The organism is Streptomyces sp. (genome assembly GCF_031181555.1).
Lineage (GTDB): Bacteria > Actinomycetota > Actinomycetes > Streptomycetales > Streptomycetaceae > Streptomyces > Streptomyces fimbriatus.
Genome location: NZ_JAPSKQ010000041.1, coordinates 1 through 12,444 on the forward strand (window position 1 = coordinate 1; position 12,444 = coordinate 12,444).

A 12,444-nucleotide genomic window follows, 5' to 3' on the forward strand; every position below is an offset into this window, starting at 1 on the left:
CGTCGACGTTGCGGATCTGCAGGTAGGGGCCGTCGATCGCCTGGAGGTCGTTGGCGCGGGCGGCCATCAGGATCTTCATCAGGATGTAGTGGTAGGCGTCCGCCGGGTAGCCGGGCGGCTGCTCGCCCACGACCAGCGACTTCATGTTGATGGACGCCATGAAGTCGGCCGGGCCGAAGATGATCGTCTCGATGCGCGGGGAGGCCTGCGCGATCTCGTTGACGTTGTTCAGGCCCTGGGCGTTCTCGATCTGCGCCTCGATGCCGATCCGGCCGACCTCGAAGCCCATCGTCTTCTCGATCTGCGTCAGCAGCAGGTCCAGGGCGACGATCTGCTGGGCGTTCTGCACCTTCGGCAGCATGATGCAGTCCAGGTTCGGCCCCGCGCCCTCGACGACCGTCACGACGTCCCGGTACGTCCATTCGGTCGTCCAGTCGTTGACGCGCACGACGCGGGTCTTGCCGGTCCAGTCGCCCTCGTTGAGGAACTTGACGATGGTGTGCCGCGCCTCGGGCTTGGCGAGCGGCGCGCACGCGTCCTCCAGATCGAGGAAGACCTGGTCCGCCGGGAGGCCCTGCGCCTTCTCCAGGAAGCGGGGATTGCTTCCCGGGACCGCGAGACACGAGCGGCGGGGACGCAGACGGTTGACCGTGGTCATGCGGGGACCTCCAGGGGGTCGAGCTTGTTCGCTGTGCGGATCTCGTCGACGATGCGGCCGATGATTCCGGTGATGTCGAAGTCCTTCGGGGTGAAGACCGCGGCCACTCCGGCGGCCCGCAGCTGCTCGGCGTCACCGTTCGGGATGATGCCACCTGCGATCACCGGTATATCTGTGGCACCGGCCACACGCAGCCGCTCGAGCACGTCCGGAACCAGCTGCGCGTGCGAGCCGGAGAGGATGGACAGCCCCACCGCGTGGACGTCTTCGGCGAGGGCCGCGTCCACGATCTGCTCCGGGGTGAGCCGGATGCCCTGGTAGACCACCTCGAACCCGGCGTCACGGGCCCGCACGGCGATCTGCTCGGCGCCGTTGGAGTGCCCGTCCAGGCCCGGCTTGCCGACCAGGAAGCGCAGCTTGCCGACGCCGAGGTCGCGGGCCGTCAGCTCCACCCGGCGGCGCACGTCCGCGAGCTGGGAACCGTCCTCGGCGGCCACCGCGACCGGTGCCGACGACACGCCCGTCGGGGCGCGGAACTCGCCGAACACCTCGCGCAGCGCCCCGGCCCACTCGCCGGTCGTGACGCCGGCGCGGGCGCACTCCAGGGTGGCCTCCATGAGGTTGTCGGTGCCGCGCGCGGCCTCCTTCAGCTTCTCCAGCGCCTTGCAGGGGCGCGGGTGGTTGAAGGGCGGCTGGTAGCGGGTGTCCCGCCACTGCCGGAGCGCCTCGACGACGCGGGCCTCGACCGCCGGGTCGACCGTCTGGATCGCGGTGTCCAGGTCGGCCGTCAGCGGGTTGGGCTCGGTGCCCTCGAAGATGTTGACGCCGACGATCTTCTCCTCGCCGGACTCGATCCGGGCCCGGCGCTCGGCGTGCGAGGAGACCAGCTGCGACTTGAGGTAGCCGGACTCGACGGCGGCCATCGCGCCGCCCATCTCCTGGATCCGCTCGATCTCCGCGAGCGACTCCTCGACCAGCTGCTCGACCTTCGCCTCGATCACCTTCGAGCCCTCGAAGATGTCGTCGTACTCCAGCAGGTCGCTCTCGTAGGCGAGGACCTGCTGGATGCGCAGCGACCACTGCTGGTCCCAGGGGCGGGGCAGGCCCAGGGCCTCGTTCCAGGCCGGCAGCTGCACGGCACGCGCGCGTGCGTCCTTGGAGAGGGTCACGGCCAGCATCTCCAGCACGATCCGCTGGACGTTGTTCTCCGGCTGCGCCTCGGTCAGACCGAGGGAGTTGACCTGGACGCCGTAGCGGAAGCGGCGGTGCTTGGGGTTCTCGATGCCGTACCGCTCGCGCGTGATGCGGTCCCAGATGCGGCCGAAGGCGCGCATCTTGCACATCTCCTCGATGAAGCGGACGCCCGCGTTCACGAAGAAGGAGATGCGGCCGACGACGTCGCCCATCCGCTCCTGCGGCACCTGACCGCTGTCGCGCACGGCGTCGAGGACGGCGATCGCGGTGGACATCGCGTACGCGATCTCCTGGACCGGTGTGGCACCCGCCTCCTGCAGGTGGTAGCTGCAGATGTTGATCGGGTTCCACTTCGGCATGTGGGAGACCGTGTACGCGATCATGTCCGTCGTGAGGCGGAGCGACGGTCCCGGCGGGAAGACGTGCGTCCCGCGGGACAGGTACTCCTTCACGATGTCGTTCTGGGTCGTCCCCTGGAGCTTGGTGATGTCCGCGCCCTGCTCCTCCGCGACGACCTGGTAGAGCGCCAGCAGCCACATGGCGGTGGCGTTGATCGTCATCGAGGTGTTCATCTGCTCCAGGGGGATGTCCTGGAACAGCCGGCGCATGTCACCGAGGTGCGAGACCGGCACCCCGACCCGGCCGACCTCGCCGCGGGCGAGGACGTGGTCCGGGTCGTAGCCGGTCTGCGTCGGCAGGTCGAACGCGACCGACAGGCCGGTCTGGCCCTTGGCGAGGTTGCGCCGGTACAGCTCGTTGGACGCCTCGGCGGTCGAGTGACCGGCGTAGGTCCGCATGAGCCACGGACGGTCCTTCTGGCGCTCTGTCATGTACCGGCCCTCAGATGTTCCGGAAGCGGTTGATGGCGTCGATGTGCTGGGCGCGCATCTCCTGGTCGCGCACGCCGAGGCCCTCCTGGGGGGCGAGGCAGAGCACGCCGACCTTGCCCTGGTGGAGGTTGCGGTGCACGTCGTAGGCGGCCTGGCCGGTGTCCTCCAGGGAGTAGACCTTGGAGAGCGTCGGGTGGATCTTCCCCTTGGCGATCAGGCGGTTGGCCTCGTACGCCTCGCGGTAGTTGGCGAAGTGCGAGCCGACGATCCGCTTCAGCGACATCCACAGATAGCGGTTGTCGTACTGGTGCATGTAGCCGGAGGTCGAGGCGCAGGTGACGATGGTGCCGCCCTTGCGGGTGACGTACACCGAGGCGCCGAAGGTCTCCTTGCCGGGGTGCTCGAAGACGATGTCGACGTCCTCGCCGCCGGTGAGCTCACGGATGCGCTTGCCGAACCGCTTCCACTCCTTGGGGTCCTGGGTGTGCTCGTCCTTCCAGAACCGGTAGTCCTCGGCGTTGCGGTCGATGATCAGCTCGGCGCCCATGGACCGGCAGATCTCCGCCTTCTGCGGCGAGGAGACCACGCAGATCGGCGTGGCGCCGCCGGCCAGCGCGAACTGCGTGGCGTAGGAGCCGAGCCCGCCGCTCGCGCCCCAGATCAGGACGTTGTCGCCCTGCTTCATCTGGGCACCGTTGCGGGAGACCAGCTGCCGGTAGGCGGTGGAGTTGACCAGGCCCGGGGCGGCGGCCTCCTCCCAGGTGAGGTGCTTCGGCTTCGGCATCAGCTGGTTCGTCTTCACCAGCGCGATCTCGGCGAGGCCGCCGAAGTTCGTCTCGAAGCCCCAGATGCGCTGCTCCGGGTCGAGCATCGTGTCGTCGTGGCCGTCGGGGGACTCCAGCTCGACGCTCAGGCAGTGCGCGACGACCTCGTCGCCCGGCCTCCAGGCGTTGACGCCGGGACCGGTGCGCAGGACGACACCGGCCAGGTCGGAGCCGATGATGTGGTACGGCAGGTCGTGGCGCTTGGTCAGCGGCGAGAGCTTGCCGTAGCGCTCCAGGAACGCGAACGTCGACACCGGCTCGAAGATCGAGGTCCACACCGAGTTGTAGTTGACCGAGGAGGCCATGACGGCCACCAGGGCCTCGCCCGGGCCGAGCTCGGGCACCGGGACCTCGTCCAGGTGGATCGACTTGCGGGGGTCCTTGTCGCGGGTCTCCAGGCCCGCGAACATCTCCGTCTCGTCCTTGTGCACGGTGATCGCGCGGTACGCCTCGGGGAGCGGCAGGGCGGCGAAGTCCTCCGACGTGGAGTCGGGCGACTGGATCGCGTCCAGGATGTCCTTCACGGTCACGGTATTGCCTCCGGCGATGAGCGCCCTGAGGGAGGGGCGCTGAGGGTTACGTCGGTGTGCTGCTGAGGGTCGTCGAGGGTGTGCCGTCGGTTCGGCGGTGGTGTTTCGGCAGCGCTTTGTGGCGCGGGAGGTTGCCTGTGACGCAGGCGTCCGGAGCGCACACGGGCGGTGGGCCCGCTGGGACAGGCGCCCGGACTCCTTCAAGCTATGACACCGCGTGTCAGCTGACAAGGCACTGAGTGCCAGAAATTGCTCTCAGATGAAATCTTTACGTAACAAATGAGCGATGATCGATCGAATGACCTCTCGAAGGCGGGCGAAAAGGCCCTCTGACATGCCAAAACGGCCACCCGGTGGGGTGGCCGTCATCACAGGGGCGAGGAGCGGTCAGCGCTCCTTCAGCGCCTGCTCGATGGTCCGCATCACCTCGTCCAGCGGGGCGTCGGTGCGGGCGACGGTGACCAGCACCTCGCCGTGCGCCGGCACCGGGGCCGCGGGCGGCTGCGGTGCGGCGGTGCGGCGGCCCGCCATGATGCCGCTCCCGAAGGTCTTGCGGACGATCGCGAAGGCGTGGTCGAGCTGGGCCTCCACGTCCCCCTGGCCGCCGGCCCTCAGCCAGCGCCGCAGCACGTGGTTGTGGGCGGTGACCACGGCGGACGCGGCGACCTCCGCCAGCAGCGGGTCGTCGTTGGCGTCGTCGTCGTGCGCGTGCTCGTCGAAGTGGCCGAGCAGGTAGCGGGTGAAGAGGCGCTCGTAGCGCGCCACCGACGCGATCTCCGCCTCGCGCAGGGTGGGCACCTCGCGCGTCAGCTTGTAGCGGGCGACCGAGATCTCCGGCCGCGCCGCGTACATCTTCATGACCTCCTTGATGCCGCGGCACACCGTGTCGAGCGGATGCTCGTGCGCGGGCGCGGCGTTGAGCACCGCCTCCGCGCGGACCAGGGTGTCGTCGTGGTCGGGGAAGATCGCCTCTTCCTTGGACCGGAAGTGGCGGAAGAAGGTGCGGCGGGCGACCCCGGCGGCGGCCGCGATCTCGTCGACGGTGGTCGCCTCGTACCCCTTGGTCGCGAACAGCTCCATCGCGGCGGCCGCCAGTTCCCGGCGCATCTTCAGCCGCTGGGCGGCGGCGCGAGAGCCTGCGGCGCTTTCCGGCGGCTCGGTCGTGGCGGGTGTACGTACGGACTTGGCGGGCTGGGACATGCCCCGAACGTACTGCATGTGCGCAGCTCGATGCGCATGACCGGGGGTTCCCCCGCCCTCGGGGGGCGGGGGAGGCCCGGTGCGGGCGGGCGGCGGGAGCCGGCCGGGGCCGAGCAGCCCGCCCCACCGGGCGCCGTCCTGGAACCGGTCGCCGGGGCGCCGCTCAGCGCTTGGCATATTCGCGGAAGCCACGGCCGGTCTTGCGGCCGAGGCAGCCCGCGGCCACCAGGTGCTCCAGCAGCGGCGCCGGGGCGAGACCCGGGTCGCGGAACTCGCGGTGCAGGACCTTCTCGATGGCGAGCGAGACGTCCAGCCCGACGACGTCCAGCAGCTCGAAGGGCCCCATCGGGTAGCCGCCGCCCAGCTTCATCGCGGCGTCGATGTCGTCCAGGGACGCGTAGTGCTCCTGCACCATCTTGATCGCGTTGTTGAGGTACGGGAACAGCAGCGCGTTGACGATGAACCCGGCCCGGTCACCGCAGTCCACGGCGTGCTTGCGGATCCTGGCGCAGACCTCGCGCACGGTGGCGTGCACGTCGTCGGCGGTCAGCACCGTGCGGACCACCTCGACCAGCTTCATCGCCGGGGCCGGGTTGAAGAAGTGCATGCCGATGACGTCCTGCGGACGCGAGGTGGCGCGGGCGCAGGCGACGACCGGGAGCGAGGAGGTGGTGGTGGCGAGCACCGCGCCCGGCTTGCAGACCTTGTCCAGCGTCGCGAACAGCTGCCGCTTGACCTCCAGGTCCTCGGCGACCGCCTCGACCGCGAGGTCGACGTCGGCGAAGTCGTCGTACGTGCCGGTCGGCCGGATCCGCTCCAGCGTCTCGGCGGCGGCCTCGGCGGTCATCCGGCCCTTGCCGACGCTGCGCGCGAGGGACGTGCCGATACGGGCCTTGGCGGCCTGTGCCTTCTCCTCGCTGCGGGCGGCGAGGACCACCTCGTAGCCGCCCTTGGCGAAGACCTCGGCGATGCCGGAGGCCATGGTGCCCGAGCCGGCGACGCCCACCGAGCGGACCGGGCGGCCGGGAGCCGGCGAGCCGCCCTCCCGCGGGGTCAGCGCGTCCCGCACGACCGTGCCGCTGCCCGGGGCCTCGTAGGTGTAGAAGCCGCGTCCCGCCTTGCGGCCCGTCAGGCCCGCCTCGCTGAGCTGCTTGAGGATCGGGGCGGGGGCGTGCAGCCGGTCGTGGGACTCGGCGTACATGGCCTCCAGCACCGTACGCGCGGTGTCGATGCCGATCAGGTCGAGCAGCGCCAGCGGGCCCATGGGCAGACCGCAGCCGAGCCGCATCGCGGCGTCGATGTCCTCCCGGGAGGCGTAGTTGGCCTCGTACATCGCGGCGGCCTGGTTGAGGTAGCCGAACAGCAGCCCGTCGGCGACGAATCCGGGCCGGTCACCGACCGCGACCGGCTCCTTGCCGAGGTCCAGGGCGAGGTCGGTGACCGCGGTGACGACCGCCGGGGCGGTCAGCACGGAGGAGACGATCTCCACCAGCTTCATCGCCGGGGCGGGGTTGAAGAAGTGCATGCCCAGCACCCGCTCGGGGCGGGCCGAGTCGGCGGCGAGCCGGGTGACGGACAGGGCGTTGGTGCCGGTCGCCAGGATGGTCTCCGGCCGCACGATCCCGTCGAGTTCGCGGATGATCTGCTGTTTGATCTCGTACGACTCCGGAACCGCCTCGATCACCAGATCGGCACCGGCCGCCGCCGTGAGGTCGGTGGAGGTGGTCACGCGGCCGAGGACGTCCGCGCGCTCCCGCTCGGTCAGGCGCCCGCGCTCCACGGCGCGGGCGGTCGAGGCCTCCAGGGCGGCGACGCACTTCGCGGCCTGGGCCTCGCTGATGTCGATGCCGACGACCGTGCGGCCGGCCTTGGCCAGGACCTCGGTGATGCCGGTGCCCATCGTGCCGAGGCCGACGACGGCGACGGTCTGGAGCGGGGACAGAGGGGTGTCGGACAGGGGAGTGGCCATCGCGGGACTCCAGGAATGAGGGTGACGACGGGAAACACGCCCGGGTGCGCCGAGGGGCGCACCGGGTGCGTGCGGGTGAGGTGCGGGTGTTGCCGGGCTGCGAGCGCACACGCCCGGTGCCGTCGCCGGGCGTGCACACGCCCGGGGAACGGCGGATCCGACCGGCCCTGTCCCGAGGCCGGGTCGTCCTGCGGTACGTCAGGTACCGAACCGACTGCTCCCCCCACCGCCTTGACGGCGTGGGAGGTGCCCCCGCCGGCGGCCGCGTCACCAGACCGCCGTGGGGAAGAACGCGAGTGGGTAACTCGCTCGTCTGAGCTTAACCGGCGGGTAACGAGCGCGCCAGCCCTCGTGTTTGTGATGTGCGTCCCGCGGCGCGGACGGCGGCTCTAACCTCTGTTCCATGGACGAAGAGTTGCGCTCGCTCACGGAGCGCTTACGGGCGGAGTCCGGGGACTCGGCGGCGTACCGGCGGCTGGCCGCCACCGCGGACCACGATGAGCTGGCCGCCGTGCTGACCGCGCCGGGACAACCGCTGTGGGCCCGCGAACTCGCGGCCTTCCGCCTCGGTGTGGCCGAAGACCGCCGCGCCTTCGAGTCCCTGGTGCTCCTCCTCAACCACCGTGACCCGCCGCGCTGCGCCTCCGCCGCGCACGCCCTCGCCCGCCTCGGCGACCCGCGCACCGGCCGGGCCGCCGCCGCCCTCGCCACCAACGAACTGCGCGTCGCCTACGCCCTGCACCCCGTGCGCCTTCTGGTCCGGCTGCGCACCCCCGAGGCCGTGCCCGCCCTGATCACCACGCTGGAGCGGCGCCTGCGCCCGCACGACCCGTACCGCCGGGTGGCTCTCGCCTGCGTGGAGGGCCTGGGCGACCTCGGTGACGCCCGCGCCGAACCGGTGCTGAACGAGGCCCTGGCCCACCCGGCGCTGGCCGAGGCGGCGGTACGCGCGCTGGCGCGGATCCCCCGCCAGAGATCCTCCGGAGGGCGGATTCCGGGGCAGCGGTAGCGCCGTCAGCCCCGGGGCGCGAGGAGGTCCTTCGCGTACCGCACCTCGGGCACGGCCACCCCGTCCACCTCGAAGGGCTCCTCGCCGCCGTCCGCGGCGAAGCCGGCCCGCTCGTAGAAGCGGCGGGCGCGGGTGTTGCCCTCGAGGACCCACAGGTACATGCGGGCGTGGCCGGCGGCGGAGCAGCGGCGGACCGCCTCGGTGAGCAGTGCCCTGCCCACGCCGTGCCCGACGGACTCGGGGCGCAGGTACAGGGCGTACAGCTCGGCGTCCCCGGTGAGCACGTCGCCGTCCCGGTACGGGCCGAAGGCCGCCCAGCCGGTGAGCCCGCCGCCGTCGGCCTCGGCGACCAGGTTCACCACGCGGCCGTCGCCGCGCAGGAGGCGTTCGCGGTGGCGTTCGGCGTCCGCCGCCACGTCGAGGCCGTCGAGGTACGGCTGCGGGACGAGCCCCCGGTAGGCGTGCTGCCAGCCGCGTACGCGGATCTCCGCCACGCGGTCGCAGTCGTCCGCGGTCATGGCGCGGATGTCGAGACGGTCGCCGTTCATGGCGGGACCCTAGACGATCACGGCCGCGGCCGGCCCGGGATTATCCGGGGACGGCCGCTGGGGATACCCCACGCCCCCGGGCAGCGGGGGGGCCTCGATCTCCCCCGGGAACCCCGGACGGACCGGGGCCGCGGGTTCCCGGACACCTGACGGGCCCGGGCCCGGCGCCGCCCTCGCCGGCCGGGCGGCCGTCCTCGTTCGGGGGGCCGGCCGGAGACGGTGACGAAACGGCCGGTACCCCTCACCGCGCGGGGGGACTCAGCCGCGGAAGCCGAGCAGGCCGTGCAGCGCCGCACCGCGTGCGGTCCTCGGTGCCGCCTTCGACGTCGACGGCTTCGGGTCCGGCAGCGCCGCGCACACCGCGTCGGCCTCCCCGTGACCCCCGCGCGGCACGGTCCCGTCCTTCAGATAGGCCGTCAGATGCCTGTCCAGGCAGTCGTTCCCGCTCAGCGTGATGCCGTGGTTGCCGCCGTCCCGCTCGACCACCAGGCGGGAGCGCGCCAGCAGGTGGTGGACCGTGACGGCGCCCCGGTACGGGGTCGCCGCGTCGTGCGTCGCCTGGAACAGCAGCGCCGGCGGCAGCTCGCCGTTGACGATGCGCACCGGCCGCAGGGGCCGGGCCGGCCAGAACGCACACGGCGCGTTGTACCAGGCGTTGTTCCAGGTCATGAACGGTGCCCGCTCGTACGCCTCCCAGTTGTCCTTGCGCCACTGCCGCCAGTCACGCGGCCAGGAGGCGTCCCGGCACTCCACGGCGGTGTAGATGCTGTAGCCGTTGTCGCCGGAGGCGTCGACGGCGCCGAAGTCCTCGTACGCCGCGACCAGCGGCTCGGCGTCCTCGTCGTTCACGTACGCCGCGAACGCCTCCGCGAGGTAGGGCCAGTAGCCGTTGTAGTAGCCCCCCGGGACGTAGGTGTCCTCCAGCTCGGCGGCGCCCACCGTGCCGCCGGCCGGCCTCTCCCGCAGGGCCGCGCGCATCGCGTACCACTTGGCCTCGACCTCCTCCGGGTCGGTGCCGAGCCGGTACCGCGCGTCGTGCCGCGCGACCCAGGCCAGGAACGCGCGGTGGCGGTCGTTGAAGGCGTGGTCCTGGTTCAGGTTGGCGTCGTACCACACCTCGGTGGGGTCGACCACCGAGTCCAGGACCAGGCGCCGCACCCGCTCCGGGAACAGCTTGGCGTAGACGGCGCCCAGGTAGGTGCCGTAGGAGTAACCGAAGTAATTGATCCTCTCCGCGCCCAGGGCCCGCCGGATCACGTCCAGGTCGCGCGCCGCGCCGACCGTGTCGATGTGCGGCAGCAGATCCGCGTACTTCCTGCCGCAGGCCTCGGCGAAGGACTTCACGCGCGCGAGGTTGGCCCGCTCCACCGCGGGCGTGGTCGGCACCGGGTCCGGGCGCACCGGGGCGAAGTGGTCCGGCGCGCAGTCCAGCGCGGGCTCGCTCGCGCCGACCCCGCGCGGGTCGAAACCGATGACGTCGTACTGGGCGGCCACCTCCGGGGGCAGCGAGGCGGCGACGAACCCGGCGAGCGTCAGACCGCTGCCGCCGGGGCCGCCCGGGTTCACCAGCAGGGGGCCCTGGTACGTCTTCGCGGTGTGCGGGACGCGGGACAGCGCGAGCGTGATCCTCCGCCCACCGGGGTCGGTGTGGTCGAGCGGCACGTCGACGGACGCGCACTGCAGGGTCGGGTAGTCCTCGGTGGCGCACTTCCTCCACGCGGGTGCGGTGGTGCGCGGGGCGTCCGCCGTGTGCGAGGGGTCCGCGGCCTGCGGCGCGCCGGCCTCGGCGGGCACGGCCGTGAGACCCGCGGCCACGACGGCGGCGGCGCCGCACAGCACGGCTGCGCGTTTTCCCATGGAAGTCCTCCCGGGGACGGAGGGGCGGCTGACCGCGAGGATCACGGTCCACGCCGCATCGTCCCGGGGAAGGGCACCGGGCGAACATGTCCGACCGGTTCTTGACCCGATTGCGCCGCCGGATGCGCTCGAACGCTCCTAGACGAGCGTGAGTTGGGTCGGCTCGGACACCGGGGCCCCGGCCGGGCCGGGCGTCCCGGCCCGCCGCGGCGTCCCCGCGCGCGTGGGGCCGATGCCGTACTCCCGGGCCAGGTCGTGCACCTGACGGGTGATCCGGCGCTGGTACCACTTCGGGGCGTAGGCGCCTTCCGCGTACAGCCGCTCGTAGCGGTTCACCAGGTGCGGGTGGTGCCGCCCGAGCCAGGACATGAACCACTCGCGGGCGCCGGGCCGCAGATGCAGGACCAGGGGAGTGACGGAGGTGGCGCCGGCGGTGGCGATCGCCCGTACGGTGGCGCGCAGTTGGTCCGGCCCGTCGCTCAGGAACGGGATCACCGGCGCCATCAGGACCCCGCAGCCGACGCCGTGCGCGGCGAGCGTCCGGACGACCTCCAGCCGGCGCTCCGGCGCGGGCGCGCCCGGTTCGACGGTGCGCCACAGCCGCTCGTCGGTGAAGCCCACGGAGACCGAGATGCCGACGTCGGTCACCTCGGCGGCCTGTTTCAGCAGCTCCAGGTCGCGCAGGACCAGCGTGCCCTTGGTGAGGATCGAGAAGGGGTTCGCGTGGTCGCGCAGGGCGGCCAGGATGCCCGGCATCAGCCGGTAGCGGCCCTCCGCGCGCTGGTAGCAGTCGACGTTCGTGCCCATCGCTATGTGCTCGCCCTGCCAGCGGCGGGAGGCGAGCTGGCGGCGCAGCAGCCCGGGAGCGTTCACCTTGACCACGATCTGGCTGTCGAAGCCGAGGCCGGTGTCGAGGTCCAGGTAGCTGTGCGTCTTCCTGGCGAAGCAGTAGACGCACGCGTGCGTGCAGCCCCGGTAGGGGTTGACCGTCCACTCGAACGGCATGCGGGAGGCCCCGGGCACCCGGTTGACGATCGAGCGGGCCCGGATCTCGTGGAAGGTGATTCCGCGGAACTCCGGCGTGTCGAAGGTGCGGGTGGTCACCGCCTCCGCGCCGAACAGCGCGGCGTCGGCCCGGCTGTGTTCGGAGCCCGTGGCGAGGTTCTCCCAGCGCATGACGCCTCCTCGGTAGCACTGGACCACAGAATAGAACAAATGTTCCCTTGATCGTGCGGGTGACATCTTCGGTCATGCTTCCGGTCACAAACGGACCCCCGATTTGGGCGGCCGGACGAGGGGTGGTTGGCTTGCACCGACCCCGAGAACCCATGCCCTGGAGGAAACCGATGGCGCAGGTCGAGTCCACTACGGAGCGGATCGTCGCGGCGGACGCGGAAACGGTGTTCGACGCCCTCGCCGACTACAGCGGCACGCGCGCGAAGGTGCTGCCCGAGCAGTACAGCGAGTACGAGGTCCGCGAGGGCGGTGACGGCGAGGGCACCCTCGTCCACTGGAAGCTCCAGGCCACCAGCAAGCGCGTCCGCGACTGCCTCCTGGAGGTCACCGAGCCGAGCGACGGCGAACTGGTCGAGAAGGACCGCAACTCCTCCATGGTCACCACCTGGCGGGTCACCCCGGCCGGCGAGGGCAGGTCCCGGGTCGTCGTGACCACCACCTGGCAGGGCGCCGGCGGCATCGGCGGCTTCTTCGAGAAGACCTTCGCCCCCAAGGGCCTCGCCCGCATCCACGACGCCGTGCTGGCCCGCCTGGCCGCCGAGGTCGAGAAGTAGGGCATCCGAAGAACCAAGGAACGGGCGGGAGTTGG

At 71.7% G+C, this 12,444-nt stretch carries 10 protein-coding genes; 2 read left to right on the forward strand and 8 right to left on the reverse strand.

Going from position 1 to position 12,444, the window contains the following annotated elements; genetic code table 11:
- The 5 genes from RIM90_RS11630 to RIM90_RS11650 all read right to left on the reverse strand — a co-directional run.
- Positions 1-658, reverse strand: a 658-nt coding sequence (locus tag RIM90_RS11630) for a CoA ester lyase (RefSeq protein WP_309060562.1), incomplete at its 3' end; no start/stop codon positions are given.
- Complete coding sequence (locus tag RIM90_RS11635; RefSeq protein ID WP_309060563.1) at positions 655-2,682, reverse strand: protein meaA; 2,028 nt, start codon at positions 2,680-2,682, stop codon at positions 655-657. The genes RIM90_RS11630 and RIM90_RS11635, both read right to left, overlap by 4 nt.
- Positions 2,683-2,692: 10 nt before the next feature.
- Positions 2,693-4,030, reverse strand: coding sequence for a crotonyl-CoA carboxylase/reductase (ccrA, locus tag RIM90_RS11640; protein WP_309060596.1), 1,338 nt, complete (start codon positions 4,028-4,030; stop codon positions 2,693-2,695).
- Positions 4,031-4,423: 393 nt separating this feature from the next.
- Positions 4,424-5,236, reverse strand: coding sequence for a TetR family transcriptional regulator (locus tag RIM90_RS11645; protein WP_309060564.1), 813 nt, complete (start codon positions 5,234-5,236; stop codon positions 4,424-4,426).
- A 163-nt stretch (positions 5,237-5,399) separates the two neighbouring features.
- Positions 5,400-7,205, reverse strand: a complete 1,806-nt coding sequence (locus RIM90_RS11650) for a 3-hydroxyacyl-CoA dehydrogenase family protein (RefSeq protein ID WP_309060565.1) — start codon at positions 7,203-7,205, stop codon at positions 5,400-5,402.
- 403 nt (positions 7,206-7,608) lie between these two features.
- Here RIM90_RS11650 and RIM90_RS11655 point away from each other — a divergent pair, with 403 nt between their 5' ends.
- Positions 7,609-8,214, forward strand: a complete 606-nt coding sequence (locus RIM90_RS11655) for an adenylosuccinate lyase (RefSeq protein ID WP_309060566.1) — start codon at positions 7,609-7,611, stop codon at positions 8,212-8,214.
- 5 nt (positions 8,215-8,219) lie between these two features.
- Here RIM90_RS11655 and RIM90_RS11660 read toward each other — a convergent pair whose 3' ends face one another.
- The 3 genes from RIM90_RS11660 to RIM90_RS11670 form a co-directional block, all read right to left on the reverse strand.
- Positions 8,220-8,762, reverse strand: a complete 543-nt coding sequence (locus tag RIM90_RS11660) for a GNAT family N-acetyltransferase (protein ID WP_309060567.1) — start codon at positions 8,760-8,762, stop codon at positions 8,220-8,222.
- A 258-nt stretch (positions 8,763-9,020) separates the two neighbouring features.
- Positions 9,021-10,619 carry an alpha/beta hydrolase gene (locus RIM90_RS11665; RefSeq protein WP_309060568.1) on the reverse strand — a complete coding sequence of 533 codons (1,599 nt, stop codon included), beginning with the start codon at positions 10,617-10,619 and terminating at the stop codon, positions 9,021-9,023.
- Positions 10,620-10,757: 138 nt separating this feature from the next.
- Positions 10,758-11,795, reverse strand: a complete 1,038-nt coding sequence (locus RIM90_RS11670) for an Rv2578c family radical SAM protein (RefSeq protein WP_309060569.1) — start codon at positions 11,793-11,795, stop codon at positions 10,758-10,760.
- A gap of 170 nt (positions 11,796-11,965) precedes the next feature.
- Here RIM90_RS11670 and RIM90_RS11675 point away from each other — a divergent pair, with 170 nt between their 5' ends.
- Complete coding sequence (locus RIM90_RS11675; RefSeq protein ID WP_309060570.1) at positions 11,966-12,409, forward strand: SRPBCC family protein; 444 nt, start codon at positions 11,966-11,968, stop codon at positions 12,407-12,409.
- Positions 12,410-12,444: the final 35 nt, after the last annotated feature.

Bases quoted from the DNA above. Each gene is read 5' to 3' on its own strand.
- RIM90_RS11635 (WP_309060563.1), bottom strand. From the start codon at position 2,682: ATGACAGAGCGCCAGAAGGACCGTCCGTGGCTCATGCGGACCTACGCC.
- RIM90_RS11645 (WP_309060564.1), bottom strand. From the start codon at position 5,236: ATGTCCCAGCCCGCCAAGTCCGTACGTACACCCGCCACGACCGAGCCG.
- RIM90_RS11650 (WP_309060565.1), bottom strand. From the start codon at position 7,205: ATGGCCACTCCCCTGTCCGACACCCCTCTGTCCCCGCTCCAGACCGTC.
- RIM90_RS11655 (WP_309060566.1), top strand. From the start codon at position 7,609: ATGGACGAAGAGTTGCGCTCGCTCACGGAGCGCTTACGGGCGGAGTCC.
- RIM90_RS11660 (WP_309060567.1), bottom strand. From the start codon at position 8,762: ATGAACGGCGACCGTCTCGACATCCGCGCCATGACCGCGGACGACTGC.
- RIM90_RS11665 (WP_309060568.1), bottom strand. From the start codon at position 10,619: ATGGGAAAACGCGCAGCCGTGCTGTGCGGCGCCGCCGCCGTCGTGGCC.
- RIM90_RS11670 (WP_309060569.1), bottom strand. From the start codon at position 11,795: ATGCGCTGGGAGAACCTCGCCACGGGCTCCGAACACAGCCGGGCCGAC.
- RIM90_RS11675 (WP_309060570.1), top strand. From the start codon at position 11,966: ATGGCGCAGGTCGAGTCCACTACGGAGCGGATCGTCGCGGCGGACGCG.